The sequence below is a fragment of the Singulisphaera acidiphila DSM 18658 genome (assembly GCF_000242455.2).
Lineage (GTDB): Bacteria > Planctomycetota > Planctomycetia > Isosphaerales > Isosphaeraceae > Singulisphaera > Singulisphaera acidiphila.
The window spans coordinates 150,307-168,943 of the sequence record NC_019892.1 but is presented as its reverse complement, the minus strand read 5'-3'; the positions used below and the strand labels follow the sequence as shown (position 1 = coordinate 168,943).

15 protein-coding genes are annotated in these 18,637 nt (G+C 63.3%); 5 read left to right on the top strand and 10 right to left on the bottom strand.

Annotation, left to right across the window (positions count from 1 at the left end):
• Positions 1-13 precede the first annotated feature (13 nt).
• Together SINAC_RS00660 and SINAC_RS00655 are read left to right on the top strand one after the other, a co-directional pair.
• Positions 14-1,813, top strand: a complete 1,800-nt coding sequence (locus SINAC_RS00660) for an Hsp70 family protein (protein WP_015243777.1) — start codon at positions 14-16, stop codon at positions 1,811-1,813.
• Entirely contained in the window at positions 1,810-2,145 is a 336-nt protein-coding gene (locus tag SINAC_RS00655) for a hypothetical protein (RefSeq protein ID WP_015243776.1), read from the top strand. The genes SINAC_RS00660 and SINAC_RS00655 overlap by 4 nt, the downstream gene beginning before the upstream one ends.
• Before the next feature lie 30 nt (positions 2,146-2,175).
• Here SINAC_RS00655 and SINAC_RS00650 read toward each other — a convergent pair whose 3' ends face one another.
• The 9 genes from SINAC_RS00650 to SINAC_RS00610 form a co-directional block, all read right to left on the bottom strand.
• Positions 2,176-3,249, bottom strand: a complete 1,074-nt coding sequence (locus SINAC_RS00650) for a DnaA/Hda family protein (RefSeq protein ID WP_015243775.1) — start codon at positions 3,247-3,249, stop codon at positions 2,176-2,178.
• 254 nt (positions 3,250-3,503) lie between these two features.
• Positions 3,504-4,379 (bottom strand): PDZ domain-containing protein, encoded by an 876-nt coding sequence (locus SINAC_RS00645; RefSeq protein WP_015243774.1) that lies wholly within the window; start codon positions 4,377-4,379, stop codon positions 3,504-3,506.
• Between the two features lie 3 nt (positions 4,380-4,382).
• Positions 4,383-5,258, bottom strand: coding sequence for a PDZ domain-containing protein (locus SINAC_RS00640; protein ID WP_015243773.1), 876 nt, complete (start codon positions 5,256-5,258; stop codon positions 4,383-4,385).
• Positions 5,259-5,478: 220 nt separating this feature from the next.
• Positions 5,479-5,886, bottom strand: a complete 408-nt coding sequence (locus SINAC_RS00635) for a response regulator (RefSeq protein WP_015243772.1) — start codon at positions 5,884-5,886, stop codon at positions 5,479-5,481.
• A gap of 116 nt (positions 5,887-6,002) precedes the next feature.
• Positions 6,003-7,247, bottom strand: a complete 1,245-nt coding sequence (locus SINAC_RS00630; RefSeq protein ID WP_015243771.1) for an FAD-dependent oxidoreductase — start codon at positions 7,245-7,247, stop codon at positions 6,003-6,005.
• A 187-nt stretch (positions 7,248-7,434) separates the two neighbouring features.
• Complete coding sequence (locus SINAC_RS00625; protein WP_015243770.1) at positions 7,435-8,598, bottom strand: SGNH/GDSL hydrolase family protein; 1,164 nt, start codon at positions 8,596-8,598, stop codon at positions 7,435-7,437.
• A gap of 186 nt (positions 8,599-8,784) precedes the next feature.
• On the bottom strand, positions 8,785-10,188 hold the full coding sequence (locus SINAC_RS00620) for a hypothetical protein (protein ID WP_015243769.1): 1,404 nt from the start codon (positions 10,186-10,188) through the stop codon (positions 8,785-8,787).
• A gap of 447 nt (positions 10,189-10,635) precedes the next feature.
• Positions 10,636-11,082: a hypothetical protein gene (locus tag SINAC_RS00615; protein ID WP_015243767.1), complete on the bottom strand. Its 447-nt coding sequence runs from the start codon at positions 11,080-11,082 to the stop codon at positions 10,636-10,638.
• 94 nt (positions 11,083-11,176) lie between these two features.
• On the bottom strand, positions 11,177-12,235 hold the full coding sequence (locus SINAC_RS00610; protein ID WP_015243766.1) for a DUF1559 domain-containing protein: 1,059 nt from the start codon (positions 12,233-12,235) through the stop codon (positions 11,177-11,179).
• 901 nt (positions 12,236-13,136) lie between these two features.
• On the opposite strand from SINAC_RS00610, the gene SINAC_RS00605 reads away from it, so the two are divergent.
• A complete protein-coding gene (locus SINAC_RS00605; RefSeq protein WP_015243765.1) occupies positions 13,137-14,501 on the top strand; it encodes an MFS transporter in 1,365 nt (454 codons plus the stop codon).
• Positions 14,502-14,547: 46 nt separating this feature from the next.
• Here SINAC_RS00605 and SINAC_RS00600 read toward each other — a convergent pair whose 3' ends face one another.
• Positions 14,548-16,104, bottom strand: coding sequence for an ArnT family glycosyltransferase (locus SINAC_RS00600; RefSeq protein ID WP_015243764.1), 1,557 nt, complete (start codon positions 16,102-16,104; stop codon positions 14,548-14,550).
• A gap of 829 nt (positions 16,105-16,933) precedes the next feature.
• Between SINAC_RS00600 and dnaN the strand changes: the two genes are divergently transcribed.
• Both dnaN and SINAC_RS00590 read left to right on the top strand, forming a co-directional pair.
• Positions 16,934-18,055 carry a DNA polymerase III subunit beta gene (dnaN, locus tag SINAC_RS00595; protein ID WP_015243763.1) on the top strand — a complete coding sequence of 374 codons (1,122 nt, stop codon included), beginning with the start codon at positions 16,934-16,936 and terminating at the stop codon, positions 18,053-18,055.
• A 194-nt stretch (positions 18,056-18,249) separates the two neighbouring features.
• Positions 18,250-18,630: a DUF721 domain-containing protein gene (locus SINAC_RS00590; protein ID WP_015243762.1), complete on the top strand. Its 381-nt coding sequence runs from the start codon at positions 18,250-18,252 to the stop codon at positions 18,628-18,630.
• Positions 18,631-18,637: the final 7 nt, after the last annotated feature.

The window sequence follows — 18,637 nt, the reverse complement described above, 5'->3', positions numbered from 1 at the left end:
GAAAAGAGACCCCATGGACGTCATTATCGGCATCGACCTCGGGACGACCAATAGCGAGGTGGCGGTGATCCGCGACGGCCGGCCGGTCGTGCTCGAGGAGGACGGTGATCCGATCCTCCCGTCGGTCGTCGGCCTCGATCCCCAGGGGCGTCTGCTCGTCGGCAAGGCGGCGCGAAACCAGGCGATGCTCGCCCCGGAGCGCACGGTCCGTTCGATCAAGCGCAAGATGGGCCTGGAGGAGATGGTCCCGCTCGGCGATAAGAAGTACTCTCCCCAGGAGATCTCGGCCATCATCTTGCGGACGCTCAAGCAGCGTGCCGAGAAGGTGCTGGGCCATCCGGTCAAAAAGGCAGTCATCACCGTCCCCGCCTTCTTCACCGAGGGCCAGCGCGCGGCGACTCGTGAGGCGGGCGAGCTGGCGGAGTTGGAAGTCGTCCGGATCATCAACGAGCCGACCGCCGCCGTCTTGACCTACGACCCGCACCCCGCCGAGATGGAACGGCTGCTCGTCTACGACCTCGGCGGCGGTACGTTCGACGTCTCGATCGCCCAGGTCGAGCAAGGCGTCGTCGAGATCCTTGCCAGCCACGGCGATACCCACCTCGGCGGCGACGACTTCGATCAACGCCTGCTCGATTACGTCTGCGACCGATTCCAGACCAAGCACGGCATCGACCTGAGGGAGTTGCCCGTCGCCAAGTCGCGACTGCTCCGCGCCGTGGAGGACGCCAAGAAGGAGCTCTCCACCGAGGCGACCACCACCATCGCCGAGGAATTCATCGCCGAGAAGAATGGCATCCCCCTGAACTTGAACCTGGAAGTCGACCGTTACGAATATGAGGAGCTGATCGAGCCGCTCTTAGCTAAAACCCTGGTCTGCCTGGATAAGGCGATGTCGGACGCGAAGGTCCAGGCTCACGAGATCCACAAGGTGTTGCTGGTCGGCGGAGCGACCCGCACGCCGATGGTCCACCGAATCCTGAGCGAACGGCTCGGCCGGCCGGTCCATACCGAGATCGAGCCCGACCTCGCCGTGGCCATGGGCGCAGCCGTCCAGGGGGGCCTGATCGCGGGCATCGACGTCGGCCCCGTCCTGGTCGACATCACCCCACACACCCTGGGCATCGAGGCGCTCGGTGAGCTCCACGGTTCGATGTCGATCCATTGCTTCTCAGCGATCATCGAGCGGAACACACCGCTTCCCGCCTCGCGGACCGAGATCTATGCGACGGCCTCCCATAATCAAAAAATCGCACAGATCCGCGTCTTTCAGGGCGAGGACGAAGACACACGTTACAACACCTTGGTGGGTGAGTTTACCATCGAAGGACTGGCCGACCTCCCCGCCGGCAACCAGATCCTCGTCCGGCTCGACCTTGACCTCAACGGCATTCTCAAAGTGACCGCCACCGAACGAGCGACAGGGCTCGCCCGCCACGTGACCATCGACAATGCGATGGAACGGTTCCGCCAGCGACAACGAACCGACGCCATCGACCGCCTCGAAGAGGTGTTCGGAACGGCCGAACAGCCCATCGAGCTCGAGGAAGGCGAGTTCTCGGTCACCCCCGGCGCACTCGGCGATCCATCGGCGGAATCGCTTTCCCCCGCACTCCAGCAGGCGATCAGCTCGGCCACCGCCCTGATCGCCAAAGCCGAGAAGGTCGCGACCCGGGCTAACCCCGAAGACGCCGCCGAGCTCAAAGCCATGCTCACCGACCTGCAATTGGCCATCGACAAGCGTTCGGCAGACGACATCCAGTCGGTCGCCCACGAGGTCGAGGACCTTGTCTTTTACCTTGAAGACCAATGACCCTCCACCCAACCATGGATTCCTCGCAACCGACGACCACCGTCCGCTGCCCGACGTGCCGTCTCACCCAGGAATGGTCCGACACTTGCCGCCGCTGCAAGTCCGACCTCCGCCTGCTGTATGAGGCGGCCGAGTCCGCGCGTCGAACCCGCCTGCGCTGCCTGAAGGCCCTCCGCGCCGGCCATCGGCGCGAGGCCTTCCGCCTCGCCGGCCACTACCACTGGCTCCGCCCCAACGCCGACTCACGCCGCTTGATGGCACTCACAGCCTTCCTTTGCGGCGATTGGGCCAACGCCGTCGCCCTGGCCCACGAACTGCCCGAGGACGGCTGAGGTGAACTATCCACCTGAGCGAAAACCGCTTCAGGCCGAAGACGGCTCTCCGACTTCGCCTTGGCTCCAGCGACGGGCAAGCGCAGCGGTGGCCGACGCTAAGGCAGGGTCGGCGGCGATGCGGGCGGCGGCGGCCTTGCAGGCGTGGCGGACAGTCGCGGAGTCACGGCCGCCGAAATAGGCGCCGATGGCCTGGAAGCTCAGGCTGGTCAAGGTCCGCGCCAGATGCATTGCCAGATGCCTCGACTCGGTGACCGTCTTGCGCCGGGTACTCGAGCGGAGGTCGCGAAGGCTGACGCCGAACTTCGCCGCGATGGCGCGAGCGATCTGGTCGATCGTCAGGGCAGGGTCGGTTGCGTCGCCGTCGAGCAGGGGGGTGACGAGCCGGCCGTCCACGGGCTTGCGTTCAACACGGGACTCCAGGGCAAGCTTGGAGAGCCAGCCGTCGAGAGTCCGGTAGCCGTCAGCCGCCTCGGCCAGCGAGTCGACCGCCTCGGCCAAGAGATTGATCCCGCGCGACCGGGCGCGGTCGAGCAAGTACCGCCGCCGCGAGGCCAAGCCAGGCGGGTCGACCCGAACGGCCAGACCCCCGACCAGTCGGTTCACCAGGCGAGCGGGCCACCCTGACCACTGCCCCGGACCCACCCGCGCCGAGACCGCCACACTCGCCCCCGCCTCGTCGAGGGCGTCGAGCGTGTGCGTCAATTCCGTCAACGCCAACGGAGCGCGCTCCAGGGCGTGCAAGTCTTCGAGCACGAACAGGTCGAGCCCTCGGAACCGGCTGCGGAGTTCTCCCCATCCCCCAGCCTGCCCGGCCGCCTCAGCGCAGGCCGCGGCAAACGCCTCGGCCTCCATGTGCGCCACTGCCGACTCCGGATGCCGAAGCAAGCGCTCTGAAACCAGGCCCGCCAGCAGCCTCGACTTACCGACCCCCGCCGGCCCGTGCAAGACCAGCGGCGACAGGCCCGGGCCATCACCTCGCGCCAGGGCCAGTACGCTCGCGTGTGCCAGGTCGTTCTCCGGGCCGGTCAGAAACCCGTCCCAAGGGTGAGGGGGGACCGTCTCCGCCGGAACCAGGCCGTTCCGCAAGGACGAGAAGTCCATCCTTTGGCCTCCCGCCATCAACTTTTGGACTGAGCTCGAGAAGACCGAGATGACAGTCCTAACACGCCAGGACCGAAGCGCGAAGGTCAACCCGAGACGGTGAGGATTCCAAATGAGCGGAGAGCGGAACCCGTGCGCCCCAAGCCAACGGAGTCCCACACAGAGTCCGAGTACGGAACCTGGGGCACCCGGCAAAAGGTCATCACGGACGGAGAGCGGCTGTTCGATTCGCCGGCTGAGATCGACTCTTCAACTTAAAGGCCCGCCACAGGCTTGACTGTGACGGTCAGCTCCTTGCCGTCACGAAGCACGACCACGGACGCTTCACGGCCGGCGGGGACGCCTGCGACAGCGGCGTAGGCGTCGGTGATCGAAGTGGTCCAACGGCCGTCGAGGGTGGTCAGAACGTCACCCGGTTTCAGACCGGCGGTGGCGGCGGGCGAGTCGGCCAGAACCGACAGGATCGGGACGCCCGGCGAACTCAGACCGTCGGTTGGATCACCGACGCTCAGGCCCCAGAGAGCACCGGGGGCGAGGGTTCGATGGCGAGCGACTCGAGGGCCAGCCAAGCGGTCGGGCAGATCCTTCATGAGGTTCCGTACCGGGCCGTCCACCGGCTCGAACGTCATCTGATGCGCCTGGTAGTCAATCGTCGTCCGATACCGCGCGAAGAAGGTGTAGCCGATGATCCCGTCGAGCGGACGGTTGAGCATATCCCCCATCGCCTTCAAGAGCGGGTGGTCGAGAACGATCACAGGGACGTCCTCGGCCGTCATCTCGCCCATCTCGAGCTTCTTGACGACCGACTCCCCTCGAATCGAAAAGAGGAACGATCGAGGCGCATCGGCCTTGATCGTGCCCGACTCGAGCGACGCCTTGTTGGTCAGCAAGGTGATCGGCGCTCCGACGTCGAAGATCAGGTCGAACGGACCCTTGCCGTTGATCTTGGCCCGGACCACCATGTGGTTGGTCGCGAGCATCTCGAAGGGGACCGTCCCTTTCTTGCCTGAATTCTTGGTCTTCTCCGCCGGTTCACCCGGGGCCGGACCGGTTCCAAAAGCCACGAGTCCGGCCAGCGCGGCCGCGAGAATGGTCCGATGAGATAAGGGCGATGCAATAAACGTTCGCATGGATCAGAATCCCTCCCCGGCGGTCAGAGTCAACTCTTGGGTCGCCGGACCGCGCCGGACGGACAGGGGGACGCGGTCACCGGGCTTGACCTCGGCAACCGCCTCGAGGGCAGCCTTCAGGCTCTTGACGTCGCGGTTGAGCAGCCGGACGAGTTGATCGCCCACCTGAATACCGGCCTTCGCCGCCGGGGTATCAGCCAGAACGCGGTCCACGCGCACGCCCTGATCCGCGGTCTCGCCCAATTCCAGGCCGAGGAAACCGCGCGGGTGCAGCTCCTCTTCCGGCTGCTTGCCCACCAGGGCGGCGGCGAACTTGGCGACCGGGCCCAGGAGGTTCATCGCCTGCATCTCGGCCGGCGGCCCTTCCCCCGGCCTGCGGTCGGGGGCAGGGGGGTCCGTCGGCTCGAAGGCGAGCCGGGTCCAGGTCATCCGGTCCCGCGTTGGGTCGAGCTCGAGCCGGAACCGAGCCAGAACCGTGAACCCGAGAATGCCGTCGATCGAGGCGCCGGGCAGTCCCAGGGCATTCATCCCGACCAGTTGGAATGGGTCTTCAACCCGCGCCTTGAGGTCGGTCAAACCGGCTCCGCCCTCGAAGTCGAGGCGGTCCACGGGCGTCCAGAATGCCTCTTTTGCAGGCTCCAGGCCGATCTTTTTGGCCGTATCGGTCGCCACGTAGAGCGCGGGGGCCCCGGTGTCGACCAGAAAGTTGAACGGGCCTTTGCCGTTGATTCGGACCCGGACCAGAAAGTGATTCGTGTCGGTGAGACGGTAGGGAACCTGGAACGACTCGCCGACTTGCCGGTCCCGCTTTGCGTCGGGAGCCGGGGCCAGAGCCGCCAGGGCCAGCAACAGACCGAGCCGTGAGAGCCGTCGATTCATGGGAGCATGTCGCCTTCGATGCCCGAATTCTCAGCCGTAATCCGAACGCGATCGTACCATCTCAGTCTATACGGCGACCAGTCGCCCGGAAACCGCTGCCGGCCGAAAGTGGGGCGAAACCGCCACGTGCAGCAACTCAATTCTCTAGGGATTCCCGTGGGTGGGAACCCAAGAAAACCATTGAGGGGTGACCCGCCGCGCAACGACCCAAGCGTGATCGTCAAAGGGGAGACGAGCTGGCGGAACTGGGTTCGGACCGGCTTGCAGAGTGAGTGGATTGGCAGGCCTCGAGCAGTTTCTCGAAGCTGATCGGCTTCGGGATCATCAGGTCGGGGCGCAACGGCTCCAGACTGGCGACCCGCTCAGGATCGAGCCCGGCTGAAATCACGGCCACATGGGACGGAATCCCCACCTCCCGCACATAGCGCAGCACGTCCTGGCCGTCACCGTCGGAAAGCCAGAGATCAAGGAGAATCCAATCGGGCGGCGGATCGAGATTCTCCAGGGCCGAAGCCACCGTTCGGGACAAGGTAACCTCCCACCCGAACGCCTGGAACTGAGCGCGCAACGCATAACCCATCGCCAGGCTGTCCTCAACGATCAGGACATGGCCTTCAGCAGCTACCATGAAATGCACCTCGCGTGCATGCAAATGATTCTACTTGAAAGATTGTCGGTCAAACTAAGCCGGATCATTAAACGGTGCAAATTTCAGTCCAAGAAACGGGTCCCGCGAAGTATTTATTATTGCAGAGAGTCTTCCTCGACGCGAACCCGGCGGACCCCGAACGCGATCATTCGGGCCAAAATGTTGCGAAGAACCGGCAGTCGGAGCAAAATGCGGAGTAGAAGGGGCAGGTGGAACGGTTTCCCGGGTTGGAGAGCCTGGGCGACGATCAGCTTCTGCATCCGTTCCTGGAACCCTTGGATGATCCGGACAGGCCACTCACGCCTGGCCTGGACGGCCGCCAGATCCTGTTCCTGGAGCCGGCCTTCCCTGAGAGGCACGGCGAGCAGGTTGGCCGTTTCCACAGCGTCCTGAATCGCCACGTTGATCCCGACCCCTCCCACCGGGGACATCACGTGGGCCGCGTCGCCGATCAACAAGAGACCAGGCTCGTGCCAACGCGTGAGGCGGCTCGACTCGACCGAGAGTACCGAGACCTGCTTCCAGTCGGTCAACAGCCCGACCCGATCCGCCAGCCACGGCACCAACTCCGCGAACGAACGGTGGAGCAGTTCCAGGCCACCCCCCCGAAGCTGCTGGAAACTCCCCTTGAGAATCACGTAGCCTACCTGCCATTCCTCAGCGCGTTCCAACACGACCGCGATGTGGCCGTTGTGAGTGGCAAGCGCACCCCGGTCTTGGGGGTCGTCCGGCCGGCGTGGTAAGCGGAACCAGGCAACGTCCATCGGAGGCGAAGTCTTGACCGGCTCCAGCCCGGTCAGGGCGCGAATCTTGGAGAAGCGGCCGTCGGCCGCCACCGTGAGCGCGGCCCGCACTTCATGCCAGCCGTTGTCTGGACCGCGGTAACGGACCCCGCAGACAGCGCCCTCTTCCTGGACGAGCCGCTGCACGTTGGCTCCCATGACGAGATCAAAACCCGAATACCGTCGCGCCTCCTCGACCAGGAACTCGAGAAACTGCGCCTGGGGAATCATAGCGATATACGGATACTTTGTTTTGAGCCGGCCGAGGTCCGCCAGGGTCAAGTCCCCAGTCGGGGTCGTCAACTTCAAGCTGCGAATCTGGCCGTGAGGGATCGTCTCCAACATCCGGTCGGCCAGCCCCAACTGATCGAGGACTTCCAGCGTCGACGGATGGATCGTATCGCCCCGAAAATCGCGATCAAAATCCTTGTGCGACTCGAGCACCAGCACCGGTACTCCCCGTCGCGCCAGCAAGAGCCCCAGCATCACCCCCGCCGGTCCACCGCCGACGATGCAACAGGTCGTCTCCCGAACGTCGCGAACCTCGTCCTCAGGCATCGCGGCTGATTCCGTAAGATTCGCATTGTCTGACATAGTATCACTCATGCGCCTTGGGCCGGTATCAATCCAAGGATCAGGTCAACGTCGCTCCAAGAACCCTCGCGTTCATCACCCCATCATCGAAGATTGGTCGGCCGTAAGCGAGCAAACTCTCCAAAACATCGGCCTTGCCGGCTGCCGCCCCTCATCCCTCGGACGCAGAGGGCAGGCCAGCGTTCGTCGCAGGGACGACCGGCTCGCCAAGGCTCGCCCCCCGGTTTCGGAGCGTGTTCAGCAAGGGATGGTGCCAGAGCGCTTCGTCGAGCCGCCGGGCGAGCAGGGCATGGCCCTTGTCGTTGGGGTGATAGTCGTCGGCCCGAGCCGTCAAGGTGGTTGGGTCGATCCCGTCGAAGGCGTCCGAGATGTCGATGACCGCCGAGAAGCCGGCGTCGCGGGCAACCGCGAGCAGCCGTTGATGGTCCGCCGCGTCCACCGTTCGGCCCACCCGAGGGATCACAACCATGACAGACGGCACTCCCCGCAACGAACACCCCTCGGCAATCGCGCGGTAGGCCGAAGCGGTCAGTTCCCAGGTGTAAGGCCGGAGCGCTTGCTCGTAGGCCGTGCTCGTCTCGCCCGGCATTACTCCGCATGCCGCCAAGATATCGCTATATAAGGGTGAATCCCAACCGATCCCACGTGGCAAGAGCTCACGGAGTCGGCGCACGGCCCAGCCCACATCGGCCTGCGTGGCCTCGAAGAGGACCAGGTCCGGCTCCATCACCCAGCCCACCTGCATGAAGTGATACCAGCGCTGGCCGGGGCTGCGGCCCGGCACGGCGAAGTTGAGGATCTCGAACCCAGGACCACCGGCCTTGCGCGAACGCTCATCGAACCAACGCTCGAGAATCGGTTCGAACCCCAGGTCGTCGCCGACCCCCCAGCCGGCCGCGATCGAGTCCCCCATCAGCCCAATCCGGACCGTGTTCGCCGGCTTGGCCACCGTGTAAGGGCGGTCGCGCATCCCCAAATCGTTGGTGCTCCAGCTCACCCCGACCGGCTGCCTGACCGACAGGCTCGGCTTCAGCACAAACTCGCGGAGGTCGTTGACGCTCAGACAGACCTGGCTCGGACCGCCCCCCCGCTGGGGGCCCGAAGCTGATCCGCCCAGCTTCCGCCCCGCATCAAGGATCTGCTCGTAATAGCCCCGCTCCATCTGGTCGTAGTCGGCGCGGCTCATCAGGTCGCAGCGCAACGTCTCGCGAACCCGCCCCGGCGTCCCCAATGCCAGATGGCCCGGCACCAATCCCCAAACGAGGATCACCGCCGTCGCCAGGAACTGCATGGTCTGCGACGAGCAACGGATCATGACACACTCACCTCTCGAACAACCCAATCGTCGAAGAGTGGGCACTGCTCACGATCTATTAACTATTAAAACAATCGCGTCTTTCCCTATTCGATACGAAACAGGGAGCGCCCACCTAACTCACCTCAAGGAATCAGCCGGGAATCCCTCCAGCACGGTCAGGCCGGCCGAGCAACTCGTTTGCTTTCAGATTCCGGTCCCGCGACGCATCAGGTCCACCCACGACTCGAGGGTCGGACTCGACCAGAGCGACCAGAGCAACGCAATCGTCGTGAACGTGGCTGCGACCTTTGCCCCACGCACCAGATGCCCTAGCGCCGTCAGCGGCCCCTTGCTCGCCCGAGTGCGGGCCCGCGACCGACGCGCGTCCAACTGCACGTTGACCAGGACCAACGCCCCCAGGATCCCCCAGAACAGGGCGTCCGGCCCACTGAAGCCCCACGAACCACGGAGCCAGAACGATTGATAGGCGTGCAAGGCCCAGGTCGTCACGAACACCACCACCGTTGCGATCGCCAGCGCCGCCGGCTGCGGCCAACGCTTGAGCCGGAACACCACCGGGTTAAACACCAGGCGGACCATGAAATCTTTCCAGTAAATATTGATCCGACGCCAGTAGTCGGTGAACCCGGTCGCCAGCAGGTAGTGATGATGCGTCAGGGGAAGCTGGAACCCGAACAGGTGGAGCATCCCGCAAGCCATGTGGAACTGGCCCGAGACTCGGAGATAGAGCAGGTAGTTGCAGACCAGGTACCGCACCAGGCTGGTGATGCCCTGGACCTCTTCGGCCGGGATCAGCCACTCGTGGTAGACCAGGCGGTAGAGGAGCAGGTGGATCGTACCGTCGAAGATCATCTGGAGACCGGCACGCTGGGTGGTGTGGATCTCCCGGGAGAAATAGCCGCGATGCAAGGTCCGGTAGTCGACCACTGGGAAGTGGAGGAAGCAGTAGTTGGGCAAGAGGAAGAAGTAGCTGAGCGTGTCGACGACCGACTCGGGGACCTTGGCGTGCTTCAGCTCATAGAGATAGATCAGGATCCGGAACATGAACATGGTGGCGAGCACCGGCCAGACGCTCTCGGGGACCGTCGCGGCCAGGCTCTCGGGCCGAATCCGGGCGATGGCAACGGCGATGACCGCGAGCGTTGTGGCCCTCGTCCACCAAGGGATCGGCAGGCGGCAGACGCCGATCAGGAGTAGCGCCAGGGCGACCACGTAGGTCGCGGCCAAGGGGCCGAAGACGAGGGCCAGGCCGGCGATCGAGACGGCGACGAAGAGTGGCTTCTTCCAACGATAAGGGAGCAGGTAATGGACGGGGAGGGCGACCAAGGAGAGGGCGATGAGGAGCTGGAAAGCCCGCCCTTCAACGCGAAAGACCTTGAAAACCGCCAGAAAGAGTCCGAGATGGGCGAGGATCGGCAGGAACTGCCGGTAGTCACGTCGGCAAGCCTCGGGCTCGCCGGGATAGAGCCCGGGCCGGGCCTGCTCAGCAAGGGCAGGGGCCGGGTTGGACCCTGGTTCCGGTGCGGCGTGCTGGCGATGAGGTGCGGCGGACCGCAAAGTGGTTGCGTGTTGCATCTCAGGCCGCATGAACCAGCCCCCTCTATTGAGATCCAAAGTAGAACGAAGCCGATCGCTGTCGCCGTAGGCAGCGACCCCGTTCGGTCCTTCGTTTTTCAGTGAGTCAAAACCGGAATCTGCAAGAGGTGCCGCTTCAGAGTCGGGAGTCAGGCAAAGCCGAGCGTTGTCGACTCGGCCCCAAACGATCGATGTCTCCCCTTTTAAAGCTTGACCGCGAGCCTCATACCCTCTCTTCAACCCTAAGCGTCAAGAGGAATCACCCTGGCTCGCGATGCTGCGGAATTCTCCGAATTTCCTAAAACTTGTCAACCCAATTCAGCGGGCGCACGCCGCTACGATCGGTGCGGGAAGTTCATGTCCCACACCGAAATGCGCGGTGTTAATGAATACGGCCTGGCGCGTTGGCACGCGCCAGGCCGGATGGAAGGGAATGACGGCTAATTTCCAGGCGACGGCTCAATCGGTCAGGTCGAAGTCAAACGTATTCGACCCACTCTTGACCGTCGCCTTCAGCCCCGAAGTCTCGGGCTTCTCGTACTTTGTGGGACTCAGGATCTTGGGTGGGATCGGTTTCTTGGGAATATAGTCGAGGATCGGCTCATCATGAGCGTAGATCGTCACATTGTATTCGCCTAGCAGCGCACCATCGCGTGGATTCTCGGTCTGTAGCGTGTAGCTGCCATCCGCATCGAGCTGACCGGTCGCATTCCGACCCTCGGGCGCTGTCGACGCGAAGGTGATCGATCCCTTGGGGACCGGCTTCCCTTGGTACGTCACTTTCCCCGAGACCGGCGCCATACCCGGCCCTGTCGACCCGCAGGCGAGCGGTGCCAGGGACACGCTCGCCATGATGACGAGACGGGCCAAGTGTCCTGCGACGGCCTTCGCTGTGCTTCGTTTCAAGATCAAACCTCCGCAGAAATCAAGAATTGAGCCGCAACGGAAATGGGTGACTTCCGCCGCGGCCCATGTTCAAACAAAGAAATCGCCCAGGCAATCAGAATGCGTCGGACGAAATAATTTCACCCGCAGCCCGCGTACTCAAGGCCTGATAGGTCGGCATGCTGATTGATGACTTGATGAACTTCACCGAACCGTCGCACATCGCGAAGTTGCCGCCACCAGGGTGCATGCTCCGGAAGCTGTACCAGGCCGGCCAGTTCCCCACATCGCTCGCCCCAGTAGCGATCACGGTGCTACCGGCACCGGCAATGGAACGGCCCGGGGCCAAGTAATTCAAGGGGACAGCCGTCGAACCAACGCTCTGGTTCGCCTCGACCCAGGCGTTCCACGAGGTCACCTTCATGATCTGCTCGCCGGCCATGAAGGTGTTCGAGGTCCCATCGATGATCTGGTTGAACGAAACACCGGAGCACTCTCGCCAGAAGATTCCGCTGCCGGTGGATGGGGGCGGGGGAACCGTCGCCGCTCCCGAGGACGGGTCGCCAAGCTGCGCGCCCCGGCAGTTGTAGCCCTGCGCGGCGCAGAAGATCACGGTTGTGTTGCCGTTGGGAGTGTTGCAGGCCAGGCAGTTGTCGCCGACGTTGCCCACATACGACGTCCCCGCCGCCAGGTTCGACCCGATTTCATCGGCATTCGTCGTATCGAGCGCGGGACTTGGGTCAGACGGGCAAATCAAGGTGTTGAGCACACTCTGACGGACCGTCGAATTCTGGTTCCCCAGGGCCGCCGTAGTCTGCCATCCCACGTTGTTCGGCCCCCACATGAAGTTGAAATTGATCGCGTTGAAGAGCGGCTGCTGCTCCATCTGGGGCAAGAGGAAGACAATCCAGCTCGCATTGTTCCAGACGTAGCTCGAGGTCGAGTACGCTGGGTGCAGATAAAGGTTGGCCGGAAGAATGTTCTGGGCGCTATGGTAGTTGTGCGCAGCCATGGCCAACTGCTTCAAGTTGTTGACGCATTGGGCGCGACGAGCGGCCTCACGCGCGGCCTGAACGGCCGGCAAGAGCAACGCAATCAACACCGCAATAATAGCGATGACGACCAAAAGTTCGATCAGCGTGAAACCACGACGAGAAGACGACTTCATCGACATAGGAATTCCCTCCAGGGCAAAAAGGAAAAAGGACATGAGCCCTCAACGCAACCTCCTCGCTCTTCGAAAGAGAGCGAGCATGCAACAATGGAAAAATCGATGATGCGTGCACGATTCAATGATTTGGACCAACCTCAATGCCCCCCCGCGGTCCAGAAGCTCAATTTAGCATACACGGTCAATATGAAAAGACTTTCGTACTCGAAAAATTCGGTTCATCTCACGACTAATCAATTAAAACTCGACCTAAATCACAACCATAAATACAATCATGTTAATTTTTTTATAATATCGATAATTAATGCACCAGTGTTCGTCTCCCGTAAAACCGGACCGACTGAAGGTGGTCTGGGTATCATTAGACCCGTTAGCTCTCTGAGAGATCAGACAGGTCCTGTCTGCGCCGCTCTTTCGACAGGCGAAGTCTTTGCAACCCCGGTAGGGCGACCGTTCCTAAGCCAAAGGTAAAACCACTAAAAAAAGCACCATACATTCTCATATTAAATCAACTAATTTTTAATCGGAGTAACTATCGCCCCCCAAGGGCTACGATCCTGGCTAGAACGACCGTTCCTTAACAGGGCTGCAAGTAGCGGCAGGGTGGGGGTGGCTGCATTCGGCGGGGGAAAAAGAACGAGCCGCCCCGGCCGGTTGGAAATCAATGCGAGGGGGCAAACCGAAGCGGAAACCAGGGAGGGCGACACAGAACCAGGCGAAATCGTGAGAATGAAGGTTTGCCTGGCCCGTCGCCGCGCGGTAACTTCGATTCTCGAACCGACAGTGTGCGACCGGGTCATCGGCTCTAAGTACTTATCCAACCTCTTGAACGGCCGACTGACCCACCCGGGTTCGTGATCCGTTCCCTCCACGACTTCGCGAAATCCTCAGCGAGTGCTGCTCCATGTCGACCTCATCGCCGACTGCGCTGGACCGGGCCCGAGCCAAGGCATACCGCCGTCTCCTTCCCCTCCTCTTTCTTTGCTACGTCATCGCCTATGTCGACCGAACCAACGTTTCGATCGCGGCGTTGACCATGACGAAGGACCTCCCCGGGTTCAACAACGCGGTCTTCGGCTTCGGGGCGGGGGTCTTCTTCCTGGGCTACTTCCTGCTGGAGATTCCGGGGACGCTGATCGTCGAGAAGTGGAGCGCGCGGAAGTGGATTAGCCGGATCATGATTTCCTGGGGAATCATGGCTGCCCTGACCGCGTTGGTGAAGACACCCACCCAATTTTACAGCATCCGCTTCCTGCTCGGCCTGGCCGAGGCGGGGTTCTTCCCCGGCGTGATCGTCTACCTGACCCACTGGTTCCCCAGCCGAGACCGGGCCCGCGCCTTGGCCTATTTCTTCGTGGCCACGCCGATCGCCCAGATCGTGAGCCCGAAGCTCTCGAATCTGCTGCTCAAAATCGGCGTCGACGGGAACCCGATGCTCCTGGGCCTGAAGGGGTGGCAGTGGGTCTACATCGCCTGGGGAATCCCGGCGGTCGTCCTGGGGATCATGGTCCTCTTGCTGTTGACCGACCGCCCCGGTCAGGCCAACTGGCTCGAAGCCGACGAGCGCGAGGCCCTGGAGAACGAATTGAAGCGGGAGAAGGCCCAGCATCACGCCAGCCGGCACATGAAGCTCACCGAGGCGCTCCGACACCCCAAGGTCCTCTTGCTGGCGGCCGCCTATTTCTTCATCGTGACGGGCAACTACGGGGTCGAGTTCTTCCTGCCCAAGATCCTCGAGCGGTGGTACTCGTTGAAACTCGACGCCCTGACCTGGCTGGTGATCCTGCCGCCGATCGGCTCATTGATCGGCCAGATCCTCGTCGGCTGGAATTCCGACCGGACCAAGGAGCGCAGGCTCCACGCGGTGATCCCGATCTACCTGGGGGCGCTCGCCCTCGCGTTGACCCCCTGGAGCAAGGGGCAACTCTGGCTGACGATCGCCCTGTTCATCGGCGCCATGACCGGCCTGAAAGCCTACTTGCCGGCCTTCTGGTCGCTGCCCAGCCTCTTTCTGACCGAGGCGGCCGCCGCCGGCTGCATCGGCCTGATCAACTCGGTCGGCAACCTCGGCGGATTCGTCGGCCCTTATGTCCTCGGGTACGTCGAAAAGCTGACCGGATCGTTTCAAGGAGGGATCTACTTCCTCTGCGCTTCGATGACCGTCTCGGCGACCATCATTCTCTTGCTCGGCCTCGGCCGCCGCGACATCCAGAAGCCCGGCACCCCCGTGTTCGACCCTCTTGAGGAAGCCTTGGCCGAGCCGGTCTGAGGAAAGAGAGAGTGGAGAATGTCCTCGCTCGCCTTTTGATCTTGCTTCATTGCCGATGGTCGGTGTCGAGCGAGGCGACCACTTCGGGCCTAACCCGATAGAGGGCGAAGGTTCGGTCGTCAACGCGCGAGGCGCGGGAGCGAAGTCGAGGCCCTTCGAGCACGGTCTCGACCCGGCCCAGGCGTCGGAGGGCGGGCAGGTCACGGTCGCGGCCAAGAACCGCGAAGGGCTCGAGCCCCGGCGCGGGGAGGCGAGCAGCGAGGGCCTTGACCCCATTCCGCCAGCAGGCGGGACGGTCGAAGTAGTAGAGGCGAACCGCCAGGTCGTGCGGCACGGGGCCGAACGGCGTGGGGTAAGGGTCACGGTCCCAATCGTCGTAGAGCAGAACCAAGGGCTCGTCAACGCGCAAGGCCTGGCCGGCCGCCTCGTAGAAGGCCCACTCCACCCCCCGTTCGTCGAGCCAAGGGGCGAGCCAGGCAAACCCGAAAGCGCAGGCCAGACCCAGGCCCACGAAAGAGGCCCGCGCAGCCAGGCGGACTTGCTCCGGAGCCCAACCGCGAGCCCGGAGCCGGCTCCCCAGCCGCGCCAGACTCAGGGCCGTCCAGACCGACCAAGGGGGCAGGGCGTAGATCGCGTAGTGCCCGTTCTTGACCGTCGCCATCGAGAGCAGAACCACCGGCGCGACCGCCCAGGCCCAGAGCAGCCGGTCGGTCCCGCCAGGCGGGTCGACGGCTCGACCCAACGACCGCCAGGCCCCAACCAAGGCCAGCGGCGTCCAGGGCAAGGCCTGGCCGAGTAGAGCGGGACCATACTGCCACCAAGGGCTCCCCCCCGCGAAATGCTCGGGCCGCGCGGCCAGGCGGTCGGCGACGTGCAAGGTCCAGAGCCCCAGAACCATCGGATATCGCCCCATCACCAGAATCGGCCAGGTCAACGCCAAGGCCCCCGCCAGCCCCCAGCCCTTGAGGCACCAGAGCTTGCGGAGCGTCGCCCGATCCCGCTCCCAGACCAGGACCAGGACCACCACCGCCGCCACCAGCACCGCGCCAAACCCAATTCCCTTGGCCAGGGCGGTCAGCCCCAGCCCCGTGAAGAAGGCCCAGCGCCAGGGCCGCGGACCGTCCACTTCGTCGCGCAACCGGTCGAACGCCACGACCGTCCAGGTGACCAGGCAGGCCAACAGCATATCCGCCTCGGCCAGCCGGCCCCGCATCATCGTCCAGAGGGTGGTTGCCTGGACCAACCCGGTAAGAAGGCCCACTGAAGCGCCAAAGCGACCGGCCGCCAGGGTCGCCACCCCCACGGTCAGCAGCGCCCCGGCAACGGCCGAGGGAGCCCGGGCCACCACCTCGTCGACCTCCCCGGTGACCCGACCCAGCAACGCCACCAGCCAGACCGCCAGCGGCGGCTTCTCGAGCCAAGGGCGATCGCCGATCGTGGGGACCAACCCGCTCCCGCTGGCGATCATCTCGCGCGCCGCCTGGGCCACGAACGCCTCGTGGTAGGTCAGGTGCTTGGCACTCCCCAGTCCCAGCCCCAACGTCAAGGCCGCCATCCCCGCGATCAACGCCAGCCGCGCGGCCCCCAGACGTGTCTCGGGCATCCTTCTGATCCTCCTTGACCCGTTCCGCTTCCGCCCGCCCGGATCCTAATCCAAAGCCCCGAAAAAGACGACGCGAAACACCCCCGCTCATTCCCGGCCGCAAAAAACGTAAGCCGCGTATACGCGATCAAGCTACGCTTTTTACGCAACGACTCTCGGCTTCTCCCGGAAATACCCGGACCATTCCCGCGAAGAAGAGGCCGACGAGACAAGCCGGCGACGCGTCCGACGTTCGCAAGAGAGATCGCCCGAACAGTTTGCCCAGGCACCAAAATCGGGGCCTTTTCAGAGCGATTTCCCTCAGATCGCGCATGCCAATCTGCCGAAAACGTTAGAGCCGACAAACTCCATTCGCGACGCACATCCCCGTTTGTTTCGCCATCTTGAACCCAAAACTATCGATTCTCGACGTTCCCCCACTTTCCACACCGGGCGGGGGAAAACCTGTTGATAACGTGTTGCCCGGCGGTTGACTGATGAGGAGTTATCCACGCCCCTGACAACCAAGGATCGACGGCCAACTCCGCCGTGGCGGGACATGCCGGCTGGCTCGACATCGTTGCCAACATGTTTCCCCCTGGTGAACAAGGGCAATTGTTTTCGGTTAAGTTGTTTGGTATCATGGCTTTGTTCTTGAGATCCCGAAGTTATGCACGGCCCTGGCTTCGCCCTTCTATTAAGGCGAAGGTGTAGTTCTCTCTTCTTCCTCTAAGAGAAGAGAGGCCGGAGCAAAAAAGTGACGCCCCTGCTCAACGAAGAGGCAGGGCGTAGGCAAGGGCCGGAACGGCCGGGGACTGGACGTTCAAACGATTTCAGGCGGGGAATGCGCATGAAGGCTTTGTGCAGTCGCGACGGATTGCTCTCCGCGTTCGGAATGGTGAGCGGCGTGGCTCCCGCACGTAGTCCCAAGCCGATCCTTCAGAACATCAAGCTGATCGCCGATTCCGACGAGGGATCCGTCTTGATGGCGACCGACCTGGAGGTGGGAATCCGCCACCGAGTGCTCGGGATGAAGGTTGAGCAGCCGGGCTCGGCGATCCTGCCCACCCAGCGGATGACGTCGATCTTGCGGACCAGCGACGATCAAGAGCTGTGGATCGAGGGGGAAGAGGACCACTTGATCGTCCGAGGGCGACGTTCGGAGTTCAAGCTGCCGAGCGAGGACCCGAGTGGCTACCCCGAAGTGCCCGACTTCGCGGCCACCAGCTACCATGTGGTGGCTGCGGCCGACCTGAGGAAGCTGATCCGTCGCACGATCTTCGCGACCGACGTCGAGAGCACCCGGTACGCGCTCGGCGGGGTCTTGGTCGAGTTGACCGCCGAATCGATCACGATGGTCGGAACCGACGGCCGTCGCCTGGCGCGAATGATGGCCGCGGCCGAGGCCGAGAATGATGCTCCCACGCCCACCGGCAACCCGGTCATCCCGGTCAAGGCTCTCAAGCTGATCGAACGCAACCTCGACGACGACGATCCCCCGGTCCACATCGCCATCCAGGCGGGGAGTGCGGTACTGGTCCGAACCGAGCGGGCCGTCATCTACAGCCGCCTGGTCGAAGGACGCTTCCCCCGCTACCAGGACGTCTTCCCGAGCAACGCCGAGGTCAAGATCCGCTTCCCCGAAATCGGCGAGCTCCGCCAGGCGGTCGAGCAGGCCTCGATCGTCACGAGCGACGAGAGCCGGGGAGTCGACTTCCAGTTCGCTGCCGGCATGCTCAAACTCACCAGCCAGGCGGCCGACGTGGGGAGCTCGCACGTCGACCTGCCGATCGATTATGATGGCAAGGCGGTCGAGATCACCTTCGACCCCCGTTACCTGACCGACGCTTTGAAGACGCTCGACGACTCCACCGCGCTTACGGTGGAGCTGATCGACTCCAAGAATGCCGCCGTCTTCAAGACCGACGATCGCTACGCCTACGTGGTGATGCCTTTGACCCGCGACCGATAACGTGAATCAGCCTTTTGATGGCAACCAGTAACCCAAAGACCCGGTCGGCGTCCCGACAACCTCCGTTGCGGTGGCGTTCGGTTCCGTCTATAATGAAAAGACGTTCACATTGATCGCGTGAATGACGCCGGCCCGTGGGCCGGATTGGCCCGTTTGGCCTTCGGGGTCGGGGCGAGTTTGGAAACCAGGAACGCATGTCGAGTCCGAAGTTTCGCGGACCGAAATCGGTGTCGGACATCCTGGGCGAGCTCTTCGCTACACGGGGTTATGGTCGACTCCGTGCGCAGACGGAACTCGAGGAAGCATGGAATGCGGCGGTCGGCGAGCCCGGCTGCCGTCAGACCCGTGTTGGTGAAGTGCGCCGCGGGGTTTTGAACGTGACTGTGGCTCATTCGACGCTGCTGGAGGAATTGGCGGCGTATCAGAAACCGCAGCTGCTGGCTGCCTTGCGACAGAATGCCCCTGGGACCACGGTCCACGACATCCGATTTCGAGTCGGCCCGATCGACGCTCCTGCGGCGGCCCCGAAGAAAACGCGGCCGCCCCGCCCCACGGCCAGTGATGAGCCAAGCTGAGCGTGTT

What these genes read in the sequence shown, in the direction of transcription:
- SINAC_RS00620 (WP_015243769.1), bottom strand. Translation starts at nt 10,188, where the DNA reads ATGCGGCCTGAGATGCAACACGCAACCACTTTGCGGTCCGCCGCACCT.
- SINAC_RS00650 (WP_015243775.1), bottom strand. Translation starts at nt 3,249, where the DNA reads ATGGACTTCTCGTCCTTGCGGAACGGCCTGGTTCCGGCGGAGACGGTC.
- SINAC_RS00610 (WP_015243766.1), bottom strand. Translation starts at nt 12,235, where the DNA reads ATGTCGATGAAGTCGTCTTCTCGTCGTGGTTTCACGCTGATCGAACTT.
- SINAC_RS00635 (WP_015243772.1), bottom strand. Translation starts at nt 5,886, where the DNA reads ATGGTAGCTGCTGAAGGCCATGTCCTGATCGTTGAGGACAGCCTGGCG.
- SINAC_RS00605 (WP_015243765.1), top strand. Translation starts at nt 13,137, where the DNA reads ATGTCGACCTCATCGCCGACTGCGCTGGACCGGGCCCGAGCCAAGGCA.
- SINAC_RS00645 (WP_015243774.1), bottom strand. Translation starts at nt 4,379, where the DNA reads ATGCGAACGTTTATTGCATCGCCCTTATCTCATCGGACCATTCTCGCG.
- SINAC_RS00640 (WP_015243773.1), bottom strand. Translation starts at nt 5,258, where the DNA reads ATGAATCGACGGCTCTCACGGCTCGGTCTGTTGCTGGCCCTGGCGGCT.
- dnaN (WP_015243763.1), top strand. Translation starts at nt 16,934, where the DNA reads ATGAAGGCTTTGTGCAGTCGCGACGGATTGCTCTCCGCGTTCGGAATG.
- SINAC_RS00655 (WP_015243776.1), top strand. Translation starts at nt 1,810, where the DNA reads ATGACCCTCCACCCAACCATGGATTCCTCGCAACCGACGACCACCGTC.
- SINAC_RS00590 (WP_015243762.1), top strand. Translation starts at nt 18,250, where the DNA reads ATGTCGAGTCCGAAGTTTCGCGGACCGAAATCGGTGTCGGACATCCTG.
- SINAC_RS00630 (WP_015243771.1), bottom strand. Translation starts at nt 7,247, where the DNA reads ATGCCTGAGGACGAGGTTCGCGACGTTCGGGAGACGACCTGTTGCATC.
- SINAC_RS00660 (WP_015243777.1), top strand. Translation starts at nt 14, where the DNA reads ATGGACGTCATTATCGGCATCGACCTCGGGACGACCAATAGCGAGGTG.
- SINAC_RS00600 (WP_015243764.1), bottom strand. Translation starts at nt 16,104, where the DNA reads ATGCCCGAGACACGTCTGGGGGCCGCGCGGCTGGCGTTGATCGCGGGG.
- SINAC_RS00625 (WP_015243770.1), bottom strand. Translation starts at nt 8,598, where the DNA reads ATGATCCGTTGCTCGTCGCAGACCATGCAGTTCCTGGCGACGGCGGTG.